Source organism: Streptomyces achromogenes, from assembly GCF_030816715.1.
Lineage (GTDB): Bacteria > Actinomycetota > Actinomycetes > Streptomycetales > Streptomycetaceae > Streptomyces > Streptomyces achromogenes_A.
The window spans coordinates 1,701,587-1,719,212 of record NZ_JAUSYH010000001.1 but is presented as its reverse complement, the minus strand read 5'-3'; the positions used below and the strand labels follow the sequence as shown (position 1 = coordinate 1,719,212).

Here is a 17,626-nt window from a genome sequence, read left to right as displayed (position 1 = left end):
CCTGCCGCAGAACCCGCTGTCTTGATTAATCTGGTGACGGAGGCGCACCCTTGCGCCCCCGCCCCTGCTGTGCCCTGCCGGGCTCACCGGGGGTTCCTGCTACCCGAGGAGTGACTCCCTCCGGCGATGGACGGTTCGTCCTGTAGTACCTGCGCCGCCCCCACCCGACCTGGTTCGGAGGCGGCGGCATCATGACCACCCCCCTGCTGCTCCTGGCAGCCGCGTTCCTGCTCATCCTCGCCAACGGCTTCTTCGTCGCCGCCGAGTTCGGCCTTGTCACGGTCGAGCGTCCGGACGCGGAGCGGGCCGCCGCCGAGGGCGACAGGCGAGCCCACACGGTCGTCGAGTCGCTGAAGGAACTGTCCTTCCAGCTCTCCGGCACCCAGCTGGGCATCACCATCACCTCCCTCGTCGTCGGCATGCTCGCCGAACCGGCGCTCGCGGAACTGCTCAGCGGCCCGTTCACGGCGATCGGCGTCCCCGAGGGCGCCGTCTCCGGGGTCGCCGTCGTCGTCGGCATGCTGCTGGCGTCCGCCGTGCAGATGGTGATCGGCGAACTCGTGCCCAAGAACTGGGCGGTGTCCAAGCCGTTGCAGGTCGCGCGTTTCGTCGCGGGCCCGCAGCACGTCTTCGCCCGCCTCTTCCGGCCGGTGATCGCCGCCCTCAACACCGTCGCCAACCGCCTGGTCCGGGCCCTGGGCGTCGAGCCCGCCGACGAGCTGGCCTCCGCGCGGACCCCCGGCGAGCTCGTCTCCCTGGCCCGCCACTCCGCCCAGGCCGGCGCCCTCGAACAGGACACGGCCGACCTCTTCGTGCGGACCCTCTCGCTGGCGGAACTGACCGCGCAGCACGTCATGACCCCGCGCGTGAAGGTCAGTGTCCTGCAGTCCACGGCCACCGCCGAGGACGTGGTGAACCTGACCCGGGCCACCGGCCTGTCCCGGTTCCCGGTCTACCGCGAGAAGATCGACGAAATCGTCGGCATGGTCCATCTGAAGGACGCTCTGGCGGTCCCCGTCCACGACCGGCTGCGCACTCCGGTCGTCCGCATCGCCCGCCCGGCCCTGCTGGTCCCGGAGACGCTGCCGGTCCAGCCCCTGCTGGCCCGGCTGCGCAGCGAGCAGCCGATCGCCGTAGTCGTCGACGAGTACGGCGGCACGGCCGGCGTGGTCACCCTGGAGGACATCGTCGAGGAGATCGTCGGCGAGGTCCGCGACGAGCACGACGGCCAGGATTCCCCCGAACTCGCCGCCGCCCCGCCCGAGGAGGGCAGGCCCGCCTGGGACGTGGACGGCAGCTGCCGCGTCGACACCCTCCAGCGGATAGGCCTCGAGGTCCCCGAGGGACCGTACGAGACGGTCGCCGGCCTCGTCGCCGACCTGCTCGGCCGTATCCCCGCCGTCGGCGACCGGACGGAGCTGCCCGGCTGGCGGCTCTCGGTGCGCCGGGTCGGCCACTACCGGGCCGAACGGGTCCGGCTGGTGCGCACCGGCGAGGTGGCCCGATGAGCGCCCTGCAACTCGTCTTCGCCGCGCTGCTCGTGCTCGCCAACGGCTTCTTCGTCGGCGCCGAGTTCGCGCTCGTCTCCGTCCGCCGCAGCCAGGTCGAGCCGCTCGGCACCGCCCGGGCCCGCCAGGTCCTCTACGGGCTGGAGCGGCTGCCGCAGATGATGGCGGCGGCCCAGTTCGGCATCACCGTCTGCTCCCTCACCCTGGGCGCGGTCGCCGAGCCGACCGTCGCCGAGCTGCTGGAGCCGCTGTTCGAGTGGGTCCACCTCCCGCAGGGGGTGATCCATCCGCTGGGCTATGTCATAGCCCTCGCGGCCGTGGTCTTCTTCCATCTGGTGATCGGCGAGATGGTTCCGAAGAACCTCGCCATGGCGGCACCGGAGAAGACCGCCCTGTGGCTCAGCCCGGGCCTGGTCGCCTTCGCCCGGCTGTGCCGGCCGATCACGGTCGCGCTCGGCGCCTGCGCCCGCGGCATCCTGCGGCTCTTCCACGTCGAGCCGAGGGACGAGGTGGAGGCCGTGGTCACCAGCGAGCAGCTGAACCGTCTGCTGGAGGACTCCGGCCAGGCCGGTCTGCTCGGCCCGGAGGAGCAGGAGCGCCTGGAGGACGCCCTCGAGCTCGGCTCCCGTCCCGTCACCGACGTCCTGCTCCGGCGCGAGTCCCTGGTCACGGTCAGTCCGGCGGTCACCCCGGGCGAGATCGTCGAGCTGACCGCCCGCACCGGCTACTCCCGCTTCCCCGTGGCCGCGGAGACCGGCGCCTTCATGGGCTACCTGCATGTGAAGGACGTCCTCGACCAGGAGGACTCCGAGCGGGCGGTGCCGCAGCAGCTGTGGCGTCCCATGACGACCCTCCGCTCCGAACTGCCGCTGGACGACGCGCTGACCGTGATGCGCCGGGCGGCGACCCATCTGGCGCAGGTCGCCGACGCCTCCGGCAAGGTCCTCGGCCTGGTCGCCCTGGAGGACGTGCTGGAACTGCTGGTGGGCGAGGTCACCGACCCCGCGCACCGCGAGGTTCCCGAGGTGCGGCTGACGGAGCCGAGGGCGAGCGACGAGCCGGAGGAGGCGCTGGCGAGCTGACCGGCACCCGGCGTCCCGGCCGGGCACGGTCCGGCACACGGCGCCCCCCCGGGCGGGCCGTCCCGGTCCGGCGTGTCGTCCCGGCCCGGTGATTCTTCTGGGCGACGGCCGAAGGGCCCCGGCGCCGGGCGGGAGCAAGCCGTGCCGGCAGTCGTCCGGGCAGCCGGTGGCCGTCCGGCCCGGCGGGCCCGCGCGGCCGGCGATCCTGCCGACCGGGGAGCGAACACCCTCTCGGCGAGCGGCCTCGGGCCAGGCGAGCCGTACCGGGCCGGGAGAGTGCGCGTGCCCCCGGCGTTCGGCCTCGGCGCGGCGATCCGCACCGGTGCGGGCCCGGAGGCCGGAGCGGGTGCGCCGGCGGGATGCGTCAGGTCGCCGACGGGTCCTGCGGCCCCCGCCCCGACAGCACCTCTCCGTACGCCTGCATCAGGTCGGGCAGCCGCAGCGTCGCCAGGTCGTGCCGGGTCAGCGCGCCCGGACAGACCGACAGACGCAGGTCCCGGTAGGCGCAGCTCTTCTCGTACAGGGTGCGCAGAAAACGGCCGTTGCCGAGCTCGTCGATCCAGCCCTGGTCGACCACGTGCCCGGCGATCGAGCGCAGCTCGTCCAACGCCTCCTCGTCCCACGCGTCGCCGTTCTCCGCGGCCAGCACCTCTCCGATGGAGGTGAGTTCGAGGGGACGGTAGGAGGGGAAGTCGACGCGGGTCGTGAAACGCGAGGACAGCCCGGGATTGGCCGCCAGAAGGCGGTCCATGCCCTCGGGATAGCCGGCCAGTATCACCACCAGGTGGTCCCGGTTGTCCTCGGCTCGCTTCAGCAGCACCTGCAACGCCTCGTCGCCGTACGCGTCGCCCTTGCCGTAGCCGGAGTTCGAGAGCGAGTACGCCTCGTCGACGAAGAGCACGCCGCCGAGAGCGGAGTCGATCAGCTCGTTGGCCTTCACGGCCGTCTGGCCGAGGTACTCACCGACCAGGTCGGCCCGCTGGGCCTCCACCAGATGGTCGCCGCCCAGCAGGCCGAGGGCGTAGAAGACGCGGCCGAGGATGCGGGCCACCGTCGTCTTGCCGGTGCCGGAGGGGCCGGAGAACACGAAGTGCCGCTTCGGAGGCTGGACCGGAAGGCCCTGCCCGGTTCGCAGCCGCGCCATGTTGAGCTGCGCCGAGAGCGCCTTGACCTGGCGTTTCACCGGTTCCAGCCCCACCATGCGCTCCAGCTCGGCGAGCGCCTCCTCGAGTAACGCGGGATCGGTGGGACCGGCCGGCAGCGGTGACGAGGAACGGACGGCGTGTTTCTCGCGCACCGCCGGGTCGGTCACCGAGGGCAGGGGCACGACGGGCGGCAGGTCCGAGGGCTCGATCCGCAGATCTCGGCCCTCCGTGCCGAACAGCGGGTCGAAGCCGTCCGGCCCGTCCGCCGTGTCCTGCCCCAGCCCGCTGAGCGTGATCGCCGCCAGATCCGCCGTGTCGTCGTATCCGTCGCCCTCCGCGATGGCGGCGAGCCGCGCCGAGGTGTCCATGAAGGCGGCGTCCACTCGGTGCACCGCCCGGTACAGGGGGAGCGCGGCCGCCGAACGGCCGGTGCCCTCGTGCGCCCGGGCCAGCCAGTACCGCAGCTCCTTTCGCTGCGGCTGCTCGCTGCGGCAGCGCATCAGAGCCGCCGAGAGCAGCGGCTCGGCCTGGCCGTACATCTCCAGCCGCACCCGGGCCATCCCGCCGAACAGGCCGGCCTCGATGCACAGCAGCGGGTCGTCGAGGAGCGAGTCGGTGTACCGGACGAGCTGCTCCCAGTCCTTCACCAGGTACGCGCGACAGGCGTGCAGGAAGCGGACCTGGTGGTCGGTGTCGACGGGCGGGAGCCCGGCGAGCGCCCGGTCCAGTTCGGGCACATGGCGGCCGTCGAGCCAGTGCGAGGCGTGGGCGAGCAGCAGGTCACGGGGGCTCTCCAGGACCGGCTGCACCCACCAGCCCAGCCAGTACCAGGAGTTGAGGGTACGGCGGTGCCGTGAGCGCTGCTCCCCGAACCGTTCGCGGTGGCGGAACATCCGCAGCAGCGCGGTCGTCGTGTCGACGCGCAGCGCGTGCAGTCCGAGCCAGCCGTCGGCCATCCCGGGATCGATCCGCACCGCGGTGCGGAACTCCTCCTCCGCCTGCGGATAGGCGCCCATGGTGTAGGCGTCCACGCCTCGAAGCCAGGCGAGGTCGGCGGGAGCCTCGGGGCCCTGCGTTCCGAAGTCCATCGCGTCCCCCACAGACCGTGCCCCCGTCGGTGTGCCGCCGGGCCGTCACCCGTCGGCTGCCTTGGTCGAACCGCTGTGCCGCGGACCGGAGTTGCCAGGTGCGCGCAGCAGCCGTCCCGGTCGCACCGAGGGCATCGTACCTGCGGGAGAGGGGCCCGCCGTAGGGCGCCGCACAGGTCGTTCGACGAGGTGGGAGCAGACGGGGCGCATACCGCGTGGTGACCCTGGGTGAGCGGATCAGGTCGGTTCAGGCCCGGAAAAGTCGCCGGGAACGGCGTCCGGGCAGAACGAAGCCCCCGATCACGGGGGAACAACCGGGGGCTTCGCGTCCGAGGGCGGCCACGATCGCCGCGCATTCAGAACGTAAGTCCTGTACGGGCCGCCGGTCAAGCAGAGTTGAAGCACTTGGCGAAGTTCGGACGCAAGGGCCTTCACGAGTTCACCACATCGCGGGTGGTTCCTCACGGTGGGTGACATCGCGGTTCGGACCGGAACCCTTCGCAGGCCCCGGCAGCACCTCGTACCTCTGCTCCAACTGCCGTACCAGCAAGGCGGCGTGCGGCCGCGACGGGTCCTCGGCGAAGTGACGGACTTCGGCCGGAACCCACCCGTCCCAGAACGCGCGCTGTTCCGCTCCGTCGCGCGCCCGGCCGCGCGTCCAGGACTCCTCGGGGGGTACCTCCATCCACAGCAGGCACGCCAGGAACGGCCGCAGGGCACGGCGGCCCGCGCCGACCCCCTCGACCAGCACGACGGGGGCGGCGGGCAGGGTGCGGGGCGCGCCGAAGCGGTGGGCACGCCAGTCGTAGGGCGTGTAGTGCGCGCTGTCGCCGCGGCCGAAGGGCTCGATCACCTGGGAGAGCAGACGGCCGGTCCACGAGAACAGCTCGTCGTGGGACGCGATGTCGTCGAGGTGCAGCACCGGGGCGCCGTCCAGTGCCTGCGCCAGCCGTCCCGCGAAGGTGGACTTCCCCGAGCCGGCGTGCCCGTCGACGCCGATCAGACGCACCGGCCCGCAGGACGGTGACAGACGGCGTAGCCGGGAGGCGAGCTGGCGGATGACGGATCCTGGGGTGCGCGAGGCCGACGGGGCGTGGGGCGGCGGGCGGTGCTTCGGTACGGAGATGCTTCGTTGTGGCGGTGCTTCGTTGTGGAGGTGCTTTGTGGTGGCGGTGCTTCGGTACGGCGGGTGAGTCTACGGGGCGCGGCCGCCGGCGGTGGGCCAGACCGATGGTGGTGGGCGCGGCACGGGCCCACCTGCTGGAAGCCAGGTGCGGCTCGCCCCATAGTGGCCGAACAGCCGCAGAGCGACACCGGCCTGTACGGAGTCGTACGGACCGCACGGACCCTCGGGAGCCTCCCCCCATGAGCAGACCCTTGAGCAGAGTCGAACAGCCGTCCCGCAGGACGGTCCTCGCCGCCGCGGTCGCCGCCGCGGTGGCCGCGGCGCCGTCCCCCTCCGCGTCGGCCGCTGCCGGCGGGGCGGCCGAGGCCACGGACGCCGAAGCGGCGCCGGCCCGAACCGTCGACTACCGCGGCTGGACGACCTACGCCGACTGGCGCTCCGGCGTCGCCGATGGCGCCCGTGTCCTGGCGGGGATCCGCCCGGGCGTCGCCATCGCCGCCCCGCTCGGCGTCGTCGAACACACCGACCGGCACAGCGGCACCACCGCGTCGTGGGAGTACGCGACCTGGACGTCGCCCCTCCACCGGCTCGCCGCCCCCGCCACGGAGGTGATCCCCTCCTGGAACGCGAGCACCCCGGCCGGCAGCTGGCTCCAGGTCGAGATCAAGGGCACGTACTCCGACGGCACGGACAGCCCCTGGTACGTGATGGGCCGCTGGGCCTCCGGGGACCAGGACATCAAGCGGGCCTCGGTCGACGGCCAGACCGACGGCAGAAGCACCGTGTGGACCGACACGCTCGCGATCGACGATGCCGCGAGCGGGCTGCGTGTCGACGCGTACCGCCTCCGCCTCACCCTGTACCGCCGTCCCGGCACGAAGGTCACGCCGACCGTGTGGCGGCTGGGGGCGATGGGTTCCGACGTGCCGGACCGTTTCACCGTGCCGGCCTCCGTGCCCGGCCTCGCGCGGGAACTGCGCGTGCCCCGCTACTCGCAGGAGATCCACCAGGGCCAGTACCCCGAGTACGACAGCGGCGGCGAGGCCTGGTGCAGCCCCACCTCCTCGCAGATGATCGTCGAGTACTGGGGCGGTCGGCTCACCGACGAGCAGCTCGCGTGGGTCGACCCCTCCTACGCAGACCCGCAGGTGTGCCACGCGGCCCGGCACACCTACGACCACGAGTACGCCGGCTGTGGCAACTGGCCGTTCAACGCGGCCTATGCGGCCACCTTCGAGGACCTGCAGGGCGTGGTCACCCGGCTCGGCTCCCTCACCGACCTCGAGACGCTGATCGGCGCGGGGATCCCGGCCATGACGTCGCAGTCCTTCCTCAAGGAGGAGCTCACCGGAGCGGGGTACGGGACCTCCGGGCACCTGATGACCGTGATCGGCTTCACCGCCGAGGGCGACGTGATCGCCAACGACCCGTTCTCGGCGGACGACGCGGCGGTGCGGCGGGTGTACCCCCGGCGGGAGTTCGAGAACATCTGGCTCAGGACCAGGCGACGCGACGCGACGGGAAAGGCGGTCTCCGGCACAGGCGGCGTCTGCTACCTCTACTTCCCGGCGCGTCCGAGCGCCCGCCAGTGCCAGGCCCTGACGGCGGTGGGAATCCGGATGTGAGCAAGATCTCTGCCACAAAAGGCCCGGCGGGTGGCAGGGTGGACGGATCGGTGGGGGGATCCACCAGTACGTCCGACTTCAGCGAGACACCATGACCGCTCAGACAGCCACTGTCACCCGCACCCGTACCGGCGGCCCCGAAACCGACGGCCCGAAGATCCTGGAGCACGCCCTGGGCTGGGTCCTCGTCGCGGTTTTCGCGATGCTGGTCACCCAGCTCGGACTGCTCTGACGGGTGTGATCTGACACACGGTTGACCTGACATACCGCGGATGTCCCGCCGACTGCCCGAGACCAGGGTCGAAATTGAATATCAGTGAACAGCGCGAAGTGGTACGTCCCCGGGCGCGCGGCACCGAGCGCTCACTGGCGCGTCGCGCCGAACTCATCTCCATCGGCCGGAAGTTGTTCGCCGACACGTCCTACGACGCGCTCTCGATGGACGACATCGCCCGGCAGGCGCATGTCGCCAAGGGGCTGATCTATTACTACTTCCAGTCCAAGCGCGGCTATTACCTGGCCATCATCCAGGATTCCGTCGCGGATCTGGTCACCTTCGCGGCGAGCGGTCTCGAACTGCCCCAGGTGGACCGGGTGCAGCGCACCATCGACGGTTATCTGCGCTATGCCGAGCACAACCAGGCCGCCTACCGCACGATCGTGAGCGGCGGCGTCGGCTTCGACACCGAGGTCCACGGCATCCGGGACGGCGTGCGCGCGGCGATCGTGGCGACCATCGCCGAGGGCGCGTACGGCCGCAGTGACGTGCCGCCGCTGCCGCGCATGGCTCTGCTCGCCTGGGTGTGCAGCGTCGAGGGGGCCACGCTGGAGTGGATCGACCGTCCCGAGTTCACCCGTGAGGTCATGGTCGAGCTGCTGGTGAAGACCCTGGGCGGCGCCCTGCGCGCCATCGAGGACCTCGACCCCGCCTTCCCGGCGCCGAAGCCGGCCCGGCGCGAGGGCTGACAGGCGCGCCCGCGTCGAGTCGCGAGTGGGCTGCCCGATCGCCGTGACGCCGTTCGGCGGGTCATCGCCCGTCGCCCACCGGATTCGCGAGCCCGCTGAACTGCCCCCGCCGCACCTGCGGCGCGACCAGCCGCACCCACTCCGGGTCATGACGCCCCGGCAGGGTGCGGCCCCGGTCGGCCCAGGTCCGCAGCAGGTCACGGTAGATGGGCGGGTCCTGAGGGGGCGGCGGAGCCAGCGGAACCGATTCTGCGTGCACGGGCTCCGGATGTACCGGTGCGGCGAAGAGCTGGCGGTGACGCCCGGGAGCTGCCGAGTAGGTGGGGGTCATACCGGGGCAACGCGGGTCCGCGCGACGGAGTCACCGGCGGGCAGGGGCGCGCGTGAGTTCGGGATGTGCCCCCGGAGGCGGTCCCGCCGTCCGTGTGGAGGCCGGCCCCCAGGTCCTTCGAAGGGGGGCGCCGGCCCGGTCGGTGAGGCGCGCCGATCCTGCACCACGGCCTGCCGGCCATGGTGCAGTCCTGTTGCGGGAGTCGAGCCGGGGCGACGGGTGCGGCGACGCCGCTCAGGCGGCCGCGCGGCGCGTCGTCGGGACGCGTATCGCCGGCACGCGCATCGGGCGGGAACCCGGGCCGCCGACGTGCGAGAAGGGCTGCGTACGCCAGTCGAGTCCCTGAGGGAGCGTCAGCAGGAGTGCGGTGTCCTGCTCCTGGAGTCCCGCGGACTCGTCCGCGGGACGGGCCTCGGCCGCCGTGCGTCCCGTGCCGGCGCAGACCGTGAGCCCGAACGGGTTCCACGGAGAGGCGCACAGCGCGTGCTCCGGCAGGCTCTCCTCGTCCGCGAGCAGCGCGATGGGCTGCGCGCAGTCCGGGCAGATCACCCGGTACATCTCGAAGGTGTCGTACGCGTCGACGTGCTCGGCGGCGTCATCGTCGAAGCCGTCGGCGTCGAAGGGTTCGACGCCCTCCGGCTCGGGCTCGCCGACGGACTGGAGCCGCTTGGGCACGGTGCGACCAGGGCGCTTGGGACTCTGCATGTGATTCTCCCCCTCGGGCTGGGTCGTGACGGCAGTGCGGCCTCGACCACAGCAAGCACTTCCCATGCCGTCCCGGCGGTAACCACCGGGGCATCACGAAGCGTTCACGAGTGCTGTGGCATTCGTCACATGCCGCTTGCAGGTGCCCCACGCGCGAGCGCCCCCGGGCGGTGCCCGGTCGTCGCGCGGGACCGCTCCGGACACATCACAAACGGGGTATGACCTGCGCTGCATAGGTATACGCGGAGATCGCGCTGCCTGTAAGTTCTTGCGTCATGGAGGAGCTGGACCGACAAATCGTGCAGCTGCTCGTCAAGGACGGGCGGATGAGCTACACCGATCTGGGCAAGGCCACGGGCCTGTCCACATCTGCCGTGCACCAGCGGGTGCGCAGGCTGGAACAGCGCGGCGTCATCCGCGGATACGCGGCCGTCGTCGACTCGGAGGCCGTCGGGCTGCCCCTGACCGCGTTCATCTCGGTGAAGCCGTTCGACCCCAGCGCCCCCGACGACATCGCCGAGCGACTGGCGGACGTGCCGGAGATCGAGGCCTGCCACAGCGTGGCCGGCGACGAGAACTACATCCTCAAGGTGCGCGTGGCCACCCCGCACGAACTGGAGGAACTGCTGGGGCGGCTCAGGGCGCTCGCGGGAGTGTCGACGCGCACCACGGTCGTCCTGTCCACCCCCTACGAGGCCCGGCCGCCGCGGATCTGAGGAGCCCCTGGGGGCGGTCGCCCCCGGGGAGGCGCGAGACTGTTCCCATGAGTGAGCACGCCCCCGAGCCGAAGACCGTCCTGCTCCGCCGAGGAGAGGTCCACAGCCCCGCCGATCCCTTCGCGACCGCGATGGTCGTCGAACGCGGCCAGGTCGCCTGGGTCGGCTCCGAGGGGGCCGCCGACGCCTTCGCCGGCGGTGTCGACGAGGTGGTCGACCTGGACGGCGCCCTCGTCACCCCGGCGTTCACCGACGCCCATGTGCACACCACGTCCACCGGCCTCGCGCTCACCGGACTCGACCTGTCCGCGGCTCCCTCCCTGACGGCCGCGCTCGCCCTGGTGCGCGAGTTCGCGGTGTCCCGCCCGCGGGACAAGGTGCTGCTGGGCCATGGCTGGGACGCCTCCCGCTGGCCGGAGGGCCGCCCGCCCCGGCGCGAGGAACTGGACGAGGCCGCCGGCGGCCGGCCGCTCTACCTCAGCCGGATCGACGTCCACTCCGCCGCGGTCACCACCGCCCTGCTGGCACTCGCCCCCCGGGCCCGGGACGCGGCCGGCTTCGCCGACGGCGAGCCGCTCACCCGCGACGCCCACCACACGGTCCGCGCCGCCGCGTTCGCAGCCGTGACGCCCGCCCAGCGCACCGAGGCCCAGCGGACCGCCCTCGCCCACGCCGCCTCGCTCGGCATCGGCTCCGTCCACGAGTGCGCCGGCCCGGAGATCTCCTCCGAGGACGACTTCACCGGCCTGCTGCGGCTCGCCGCCGAGGCGTGCGGCCCGCGCGTCGTCGGCTACTGGGCGGAGCGCGACGTCGACAAGGCCCGCGAGCTCGGCGCCCTCGGGGCGGCGGGAGACCTGTTCGTCGACGGAGCCCTCGGCTCCCACACCGCCTGTCTGCACACCCCGTACGCCGACGCCGGGCACACCGGAGCCGCCTACCTGGACGCCGACGACGTCGCCGCCCATGTGGCGGCCTGCACCGAAGCAGGGCTCCAGGCGGGCTTCCACGCCATCGGCGACGCCGCCGTCACGGCCGTCGTCGAGGGCGTCCGCGCGGCCGCCGAGAAGGTCGGCCTCGCCCGGATCCGCGCCGCCCGCCACCGGGTGGAGCACGCGGAGATGCTCACGCCCGAGACCGTCGCCGCCTTCGCCGAACTGGGCCTCACCGCCTCCGTCCAGCCCGCCTTCGACGCCCTGTGGGGCGGCGAACAGGGCATGTACGCGCAGCGGCTGGGCGAGGACCGGGCGAGGACCCTGAACCCGTTCGCCGCCCTGCTGCGGGCCGGCGTTCCGCTCGCCTTCGGCTCCGACAGCCCGGTCACCCCGCTCGACCCGTGGGGGACCGTGCGCGCCGCCGCCTTCCACCGGACCGCGGAACACCGCGTCTCCGCGCGCGCCGCGTTCACCGCGCACACCCGCGGCGGCTGGCGCGCGGTCGGCCGCGACGACGCGGGGGTGCTGGTCCCGGGCGCGCCCGCCGACTACGCGGTCTGGCGCACGGACGAACTCGTGGTCCAGGCCCCCGACGACCGGGTCGCCCGCTGGTCCACCGACCCCCGTTCCGGGACCCCGGGACTGCCCGATCTGACGCCCGGGAACGACCTCCCGGTGTGTCTGCGCACCGTGGTCGGCGGCCGGACGGTGTTCGTGCGGCCGAGCGAGTGATCTCCCGGGGCGACCCGGGAAAGATCACCCGTCCGCCGTCGTCGTGCGCCCCGGGTCTCGTCCCGGCTGACCTGCGCGTTGACAGAAGACCCGCAGGTCGAACCGCTGTTGACAGCTGACGGCGGAAGGCCGGTAGGTTCGGCGGAGTCCACCACCGGACGCCCCGCCGAGGAACATCCGCGCACTCGCCGCGGCGCCGCTGGGTCAGGGACGGTGTGCCGAACCGGCGCACCTCCACTGGCAGCCAGGCTCAGCGCCCGCGCCGCAGCGAGGGAACGTTCCGGCCGGTCGGGGAGGTGTGACCCGGGTGGGGCCCGGGTGCTCAGTAGACAACGGCTTTCGGTCGACCCGCAGCCAGCGGGTCCCGGGCCGGCCCGAAGGGCGCCGGGCCCCCATCCGCAGCGCCCCCGCACGCGTGCGGGGGCAGGGGGCGTACCTCCGGCAGGGCCGGTGCGTACATACGGGCCCAAAAGCACATAGCTACCCCGCTTTCGTGGATTCGACACCGCCGTTCGAACGTCCTGTCACGTCATCCCAGGCTGGGGCCACTAAGGTGGTCTCCGGCGTACGGACATGAAGGGGCAGCAGTGAACGACGGCGACGGGACCCTCGCGGCACAGGACCGGGGGAGGACGTTCGGTCCGCTCGGCACGGCCTTGGTGATCATCCCGACCTACAACGAGGCGGAGAACATCAAGAGCATCGTCGGCCGGGTGCGGGAGGCTGTTCCCGAGGCCCACGTCCTCGTCGCCGACGACAACAGCCCCGACGGCACCGGGCGGCTCGCCGACGAGCTGGCCGCCGCGGACGACCAGGTCAGGGTGCTGCACCGCAAGGGCAAGGAGGGCCTCGGCGCCGCCTACCTCGCGGGGTTCCGCTGGGGCCTGGACAACGGCTACGGCGTACTGATCGAGATGGACGCCGACGGATCCCACCAGCCCGAGGAACTGCCGCGGCTGCTCACCGCGCTCAAGGGCGCCGACCTGGTCCTCGGCTCGCGCTGGGTGCCGGGCGGCCGGGTGGTGAACTGGCCCAGGTCCCGCGAGGTCATCTCGCGCGGCGGCAGCCTCTACTCCCGCCTCGCCCTCGACCTGCCGCTGCGGGACATCACCGGCGGCTACCGGGCCTTCCGCCGCGAGACCCTCGAAGGGCTGGGCCTGGACGAGGTCGCCTCCCAGGGCTACTGCTTCCAGGTCGACCTGGCCCGCCGCGCGGTCAAGGGCGGCTTCCACGTCGTCGAGGTCCCCATCACCTTCGTCGAGCGCGAGCACGGCGACTCCAAGATGAGCCGCGACATCCTCGTCGAGGCCCTGTGGCGGGTCACGGCCTGGGGCGTGGGGGAGCGGGTCGGCAGGATCACCGGGCGCACAGCCGACCAGCCCGAGCGTCCGCAGGCGCCCGCCAAGTCGCACAGCGAAGGCTGATCGGCCCCTTACGCCGCTCTGAGCCGGGTCCGGGCACACTGGACGCATGACGACTGGAGCCCCGACCCCCGTACACCCGACCCCGGACCGACCCGGCCGTCCTCAGCAACAGCCCCGCCGCTCGCGACTGCGCACGTTCGTCCCGCTGGGCCTCGCCGGCTGGCTGGTGCTGGAGATCTGGCTGCTGACGCTGGTCGCCGGAGCGTCCTCGGGCCTCGTGGTGTTCCTGCTCCTCCTCGCCGGCGTCGTGCTCGGCGCGGTGGTCATCAAGCGGGCGGGCCGCCGTGCCTTCCGCAACCTCAACGAGGCCCTCCAGCGGGGCACCGCGCCCAGCCGCGGGGGTAACGGCCTGATGATGCTCGGAGGGCTGCTCCTGATGATCCCGGGCCTGCTCTCCGACGCGGCCGGGCTGCTCCTGCTCCTCCCGCCGGTCCAGAAGGCGGTCGGCGCTTTCGCCGAGCGCCGGCTGCGTGTGGCGGCGGCCACCCCGGGCACCCTGGGCGACGCCTTCCAGCAGGCGCGCATCCACCGCCCCGACGGCAAGGTGGTCCAGGGCGAGGTCGTCCGGGACGAACGCTAGACCGTGCGGCAGGCGCCGACGCGCCGCCCCTCCCACGCCGGGCTTCGCCAGGCGGACGGCAGGCAGCACGAAGACCGCGGGCGCCGTACGCGTGTTCACGTACGGCGCCCGCGGTCATTGCGTGCGTGTGGTGCAGCCGGCCTCAGCCGTGCGGGGCTATGCCGACTTGCGGCTGTCCCGGGGATGCACCGCAAGGTTCATCGCCCCGGACCGCAGAACGGCCAGCCGCTCCTCGAGGACCTCTTCGAGTTCCTCGCGGGTCCGCCGCTCCATCAGCATGTCCCAATGTGTACGCGCGGGCTTGGCCTTCTTCTCCTCAGGGCCGTCGCCGTCCACGAGGAGTGCAGGGGCTCCGCAGACCTTGCACTCCCACTCCGGCGGAATCTCCGCCTCGACCGAGAAGGGCATCTCAAACCGGTGCCCCTTCTCACATGCGTACTCCACGGCCTGGCGCGGGGCCAGGTCGATGCCGCGGTCCGTCTCGTAGCTGGTCACCACGAGGCGCGTGCCGCGAAGAGCTCGCTCACTCATGAATCGTGCCTCCCGGGCTTGTCGCCCACAGGACAGGTGTCGCTGTCGTCGTCATCCGGTCAACGTCCGGTCGGCGGTAAAGATTCCCGTACCGAGTCCCGTTCCGGGTCGTGGGTCGCCGTCGTAGCCGCAGCCTTGTCAACCAGTGCAGTACCCACCGGCGCCCGGTTTGTCACATCTGAAAGGAGATGTCACCCAGCGTTTCGGCATCTTTGACGCGCAGTAACGGTACGCCTGGCAGGCCAAACGCGTACACTACCGCCCTTTCGCCCTGAGTGCTAAATCTTCTCGGGCACCGGGTTCCCCGCCTCACCGATCGCCCGCCGCACGGGCACCCGCGCCAGCAACAGGAACCCGATGACGAAGAAGGCCACCAGGGAGACGATCGCGTCCCGGTAACTGCCGGTCAGCTGGTAGGTGAGACCGAACAGCAGCGGCCCGAGCCAGCTCATGCCGCGGTCGCTCATCTCGTACGCCGAGAAGTACTCGGCCTCCTTGCCGGGTGGGACGAGATGGGAGAAGAGGGAGCGGGAAAGGGCCTGGCTGCCGCCGAGGACCAGTCCGATGGCGCCGGCCAGCAGGAAGAACGCCACCGGCGCTCCCGCCGGCAGGAAGTACCCGGCGCCCAGGGTGAGCGTCCACGCCACCAGCGATCCGAGGATCGTCCGCTTCGCGCCGTACGCCCGGGCCAGGCGCCCCATGCCGAGCGCGCCCGCCACGGCGAGCACCTGCACCAGCAGGACCGCCCCGATCAGCGTGGCCTGGCTGAGGCCGAGCTCCTCGGAGCCGTAGACCGAGGCCTGGGAGATCACCGTCTGGATGCCGTCGTTGTAGACCAGATAGGCGAGGAGGAAGGCGAGCGTCAGCGGGTGGCGGCGCATGTCGCGGACCGTCGCGGCGAGCTGGCGCAGCCCCGGGGCCGTGGCCTCCCGCACGACGGCCGGCCGGTCGCGCAGCCGCAGCAGCGGGATCACCGTGAAGCCACCCCACCACAGACCGGCCGAGGCCAGACAGATGCGGACGGCGGCGGACTCGGAGACGCCGAAGGAGTCGTGGGCGAGGTAGAGCACCAGGTTCGCGACGAGCACCAGCGAGCCCGCCGCGTAGCCGAAGGCCCATCCCCGGGAGGAGACGGCGTCGCGTTCCTCGGGCGGGGCGATCTGCGGCAGATAGGAGTTGTAGAGCATCATCGCCACCGACTGGGCCGCGTTCGCCACGACCAGCAGCGCGCCGCCCAGCAGATAGCGGTCGCCGCCCAGGAAGAACATGCAGGCGGTGGCCGCGGCGCCCGCATAGGCGGCGACGCCGAGCAGGGGCTTCTTGCGGCCGGACCGGTCGGCCGCGGCACCCACGAGGGGCATCACGAGGACGGCGACGATCACGGACAGGGAGACCGAGTACGCGAAGAAGGAGCCGGCGCTGACCGGGATGCCGAGCGGATGCACGTACCCGTCGGCGTCCGCGGCCTTCTTCGCGACCGAGGTCAGGTACGGGCCCAGGAACACGGTGAGCACGCTCGTCGAGTAGACGGAGCACGCCCAGTCGTAGAAATACCAGCCGCGCTGCTCGCGCCGCCGACCGGCGGCCTCGTCGGACGCCGCCGTCCGCACGGTGTCGATGTCCACCCGTGCCCTCGCTTCCCGCTCCCGGAACCCGCGCGCGGGCGACGGGCCGAGGTCAGACCCAGACGCCCCGGTCCTGCATGACCTCGCGCAACGTGTCGATGTGATCGGTCATGATGCCATCGACCCCCAGGTCGAGGAGCCGGTGCATCCGATCCGGTTCGTTGACCGTCCACACGTGCACCTGCAGCCCACGCGCGTGCGCGGCGCGGACGAAACGCCGGTCCACCACCTGGACCCCCGACCGCGCCTCGGGCACCTGCGCGGCGACCGCCGAGCGGCGCAACGGCGCCGGCACACCCCAGGACCGCAGCCGCAGGCCGAGCACGCCCCGGGTGCCGTACGACGTCGCCAGGCGCGGGCCGGCCAGCCGCCGGGCACGGGCGACGCGGGCCTCGGAGAACGAGCCGACGCAGACGCGGGCCCACGCGTCCGTGCGGCCGATCAGATCGAGCAGGGGGTGCAGGGCGGATTCCGCCTTGACGTCGATGTTCCACCGCACCTCGGGGAACGTCTCCAGAAGTTCCTCGAAGAGCGGCACCGGCTCCGTGCCGCTCACGCGCGCGTGGGCCACGTCCGACCACGGGAGGTCGGCGATGCGTCCCGAGCCGTCGGTGACCCGGTCCAGCGTCGCGTCGTGGACCGCGACGAGCCGGCCGTCCCGGGTGGCGCGCACGTCGGTCTCGATGTAGCGGTAGCCCGCCTCGACCGCGCGCCGGAACTGCGCCACGGTGTTCTCCAGGCCGTCCGCGGCCCCGCCTCGGTGGGCGATCGGTATGGGCCGCGGGTGATCGAGGTACGGGTGGCGCATGGAGCTGGTCACGGACGCAGTATCGCTCCCCGGGGTGCCCCTGCGGCAACGATCGTGCTGCCGGCGGCCGGCGTGGGGACGGCGAACGCCCGCAGGAAGAACTGGGCGAGCGGGCCGATCGCGACCGCGTAGAGCACGGTGCCGACGCCGATGGTGCCGCCGAGCGCGAACCCGGTCACGACGACCAGCGCCTCGACCGTCGTGCGCATCAGACGGATCGAGCGCCCGGTGCGCCGGTGCAGTCCCGTCATCAGCCCGTCGCGCGGGCCGGGGCCGAAGTCGGCCGCGATGTACAGGCCGGTGGCGGCCCCGTTGAGCACGACGGCCGCCGCCATCAGGGGAACGCGCACGGCCAGGGCGTGCGCCTCGGGGACCAGGGCGAGCGTGCCGTCCATCGCGACGCCGATGACCAGCACGTTGGAGATCGTGCCGAGGCCCGGGCGCTGGCGCAACGGGATCCACAGCAGCAGCACCACCGCGCCGAGGAGGGTCGTCACCACCCCGATCGTCATTCCGGTGAGCTCGGCCAGGCCCTGGTGCAGCACGTTCCACGGCTCCAGCCCGAGGCCCGCCTTGACGAGCAGTGCCGAGCTGGCCCCGTAGAGCGCGAGTCCGGCGTACAGCTGGATCAGCCGTCGCGGCAGTCCTCCCGGCGCCGGACGTCGCCGCGCCGGACGCCGGAGAAGTCCTGTGGTCTCCAAG

17 protein-coding genes are annotated in these 17,626 nt (G+C 72.5%); 9 read left to right on the top strand and 8 right to left on the bottom strand.

Translation table 11 applies throughout. From position 1 onward, the window contains the following. Window positions 1-191 precede the first annotated feature (191 nt). Both QF032_RS07755 and QF032_RS07750 read left to right on the top strand, forming a co-directional pair. Window positions 192-1,508 carry a hemolysin family protein gene (locus QF032_RS07755; protein ID WP_307055532.1) on the top strand — a complete coding sequence of 439 codons (1,317 nt, stop codon included), beginning with the start codon at window positions 192-194 and terminating at the stop codon, window positions 1,506-1,508. Beyond that, entirely contained in the window at window positions 1,505-2,590 is a 1,086-nt protein-coding gene (locus QF032_RS07750; RefSeq protein ID WP_307041080.1) for a hemolysin family protein, read from the top strand. Before QF032_RS07755 ends, QF032_RS07750 begins: the two co-directional genes overlap by 4 nt. A 364-nt stretch (window positions 2,591-2,954) precedes the next feature. Here QF032_RS07750 and QF032_RS07745 read toward each other — a convergent pair whose 3' ends face one another. Continuing rightward, window positions 2,955-4,823, bottom strand: a complete 1,869-nt coding sequence (locus tag QF032_RS07745; RefSeq protein WP_306954005.1) for an AAA family ATPase — start codon at window positions 4,821-4,823, stop codon at window positions 2,955-2,957. Between the two features lie 439 nt (window positions 4,824-5,262). Then, on the bottom strand, window positions 5,263-5,883 hold the full coding sequence (locus tag QF032_RS07740; RefSeq protein ID WP_373430464.1) for a uridine kinase family protein: 621 nt from the start codon (window positions 5,881-5,883) through the stop codon (window positions 5,263-5,265). Between the two features lie 317 nt (window positions 5,884-6,200). Between QF032_RS07740 and QF032_RS07735 the strand changes: the two genes are divergently transcribed. The 3 genes from QF032_RS07735 to QF032_RS07725 all read left to right on the top strand — a co-directional run bounded on the left by QF032_RS07735 (window position 6,201) and on the right by QF032_RS07725 (window position 8,540). Next, the gene (locus tag QF032_RS07735; protein ID WP_307060181.1) at window positions 6,201-7,574 is read left to right on the top strand and encodes a peptidase C39 family protein; all 1,374 of its coding nucleotides are present in this window, start codon (window positions 6,201-6,203) and stop codon (window positions 7,572-7,574) included. 91 nt (window positions 7,575-7,665) lie between these two features. Continuing rightward, window positions 7,666-7,806, top strand: coding sequence for an SCO1431 family membrane protein (locus QF032_RS07730; protein WP_107445042.1), 141 nt, complete (start codon window positions 7,666-7,668; stop codon window positions 7,804-7,806). Window positions 7,807-7,880: 74 nt separating this feature from the next. After that, complete coding sequence (locus tag QF032_RS07725) at window positions 7,881-8,540, top strand: TetR/AcrR family transcriptional regulator (protein ID WP_307041072.1); 660 nt, start codon at window positions 7,881-7,883, stop codon at window positions 8,538-8,540. 61 nt (window positions 8,541-8,601) lie between these two features. Here the strand turns inward: QF032_RS07725 and QF032_RS07720 are convergent, their stop codons facing one another. After that, a complete protein-coding gene (locus QF032_RS07720; protein ID WP_373430306.1) occupies window positions 8,602-8,799 on the bottom strand; it encodes a hypothetical protein in 198 nt (65 codons plus the stop codon). A gap of 306 nt (window positions 8,800-9,105) precedes the next feature. Further along, the gene (locus tag QF032_RS07715) at window positions 9,106-9,576 is read right to left on the bottom strand and encodes a hypothetical protein (RefSeq protein WP_307041068.1); all 471 of its coding nucleotides are present in this window, start codon (window positions 9,574-9,576) and stop codon (window positions 9,106-9,108) included. Between the two features lie 275 nt (window positions 9,577-9,851). Between QF032_RS07715 and QF032_RS07710 the strand changes: the two genes are divergently transcribed. The 4 genes from QF032_RS07710 (at window position 9,852) to fxsA (ending at window position 13,960) form a co-directional block, all read left to right on the top strand. Further along, window positions 9,852-10,292, top strand: coding sequence for an Lrp/AsnC family transcriptional regulator (locus QF032_RS07710; RefSeq protein ID WP_057583720.1), 441 nt, complete (start codon window positions 9,852-9,854; stop codon window positions 10,290-10,292). A gap of 47 nt (window positions 10,293-10,339) precedes the next feature. Then, window positions 10,340-11,956: an amidohydrolase gene (locus QF032_RS07705; RefSeq protein ID WP_307055528.1), complete on the top strand. Its 1,617-nt coding sequence runs from the start codon at window positions 10,340-10,342 to the stop codon at window positions 11,954-11,956. A 587-nt stretch (window positions 11,957-12,543) separates the two neighbouring features. Beyond that, window positions 12,544-13,380: a polyprenol monophosphomannose synthase gene (locus QF032_RS07700; protein ID WP_307055526.1), complete on the top strand. Its 837-nt coding sequence runs from the start codon at window positions 12,544-12,546 to the stop codon at window positions 13,378-13,380. A 46-nt stretch (window positions 13,381-13,426) separates the two neighbouring features. Further along, on the top strand, window positions 13,427-13,960 hold the full coding sequence (gene fxsA / locus QF032_RS07695) for an FxsA family membrane protein (RefSeq protein WP_307055525.1): 534 nt from the start codon (window positions 13,427-13,429) through the stop codon (window positions 13,958-13,960). A 156-nt stretch (window positions 13,961-14,116) separates the two neighbouring features. Here fxsA and QF032_RS07690 read toward each other — a convergent pair whose 3' ends face one another. From QF032_RS07690 to yczE, 4 genes are all read right to left on the bottom strand, one after another. Beyond that, the gene (locus QF032_RS07690) at window positions 14,117-14,491 is read right to left on the bottom strand and encodes an RNA polymerase-binding protein RbpA (RefSeq protein WP_020128921.1); all 375 of its coding nucleotides are present in this window, start codon (window positions 14,489-14,491) and stop codon (window positions 14,117-14,119) included. Window positions 14,492-14,769: 278 nt separating this feature from the next. Further along, window positions 14,770-16,116 carry an MFS transporter gene (locus QF032_RS07685; RefSeq protein ID WP_307041059.1) on the bottom strand — a complete coding sequence of 449 codons (1,347 nt, stop codon included), beginning with the start codon at window positions 16,114-16,116 and terminating at the stop codon, window positions 14,770-14,772. Window positions 16,117-16,168: 52 nt separating this feature from the next. Then, entirely contained in the window at window positions 16,169-16,936 is a 768-nt protein-coding gene (locus QF032_RS07680) for a glycerophosphodiester phosphodiesterase (RefSeq protein WP_307041057.1), read from the bottom strand. Continuing rightward, window positions 16,933-17,625 (bottom strand): membrane protein YczE, encoded by a 693-nt coding sequence (gene yczE, locus QF032_RS07675; RefSeq protein ID WP_307041054.1) that lies wholly within the window; start codon window positions 17,623-17,625, stop codon window positions 16,933-16,935. The genes QF032_RS07680 and yczE overlap by 4 nt, the downstream gene beginning before the upstream one ends. Window position 17,626: the final 1 nt, after the last annotated feature.

Coding starts and splice junctions, on each gene's coding strand:
- QF032_RS07745 (WP_306954005.1), bottom strand. CDS start 4,823: ATGGACTTCGGAACGCAGGGCCCCGAGGCTCCCGCCGACCTCGCCTGG.
- QF032_RS07730 (WP_107445042.1), top strand. CDS start 7,666: ATGACCGCTCAGACAGCCACTGTCACCCGCACCCGTACCGGCGGCCCC.
- QF032_RS07715 (WP_307041068.1), bottom strand. CDS start 9,576: ATGCAGAGTCCCAAGCGCCCTGGTCGCACCGTGCCCAAGCGGCTCCAG.
- QF032_RS07755 (WP_307055532.1), top strand. CDS start 192: ATGACCACCCCCCTGCTGCTCCTGGCAGCCGCGTTCCTGCTCATCCTC.
- QF032_RS07710 (WP_057583720.1), top strand. CDS start 9,852: ATGGAGGAGCTGGACCGACAAATCGTGCAGCTGCTCGTCAAGGACGGG.
- fxsA (WP_307055525.1), top strand. CDS start 13,427: ATGACGACTGGAGCCCCGACCCCCGTACACCCGACCCCGGACCGACCC.
- QF032_RS07705 (WP_307055528.1), top strand. CDS start 10,340: ATGAGTGAGCACGCCCCCGAGCCGAAGACCGTCCTGCTCCGCCGAGGA.
- QF032_RS07690 (WP_020128921.1), bottom strand. CDS start 14,491: ATGAGTGAGCGAGCTCTTCGCGGCACGCGCCTCGTGGTGACCAGCTAC.
- QF032_RS07750 (WP_307041080.1), top strand. CDS start 1,505: ATGAGCGCCCTGCAACTCGTCTTCGCCGCGCTGCTCGTGCTCGCCAAC.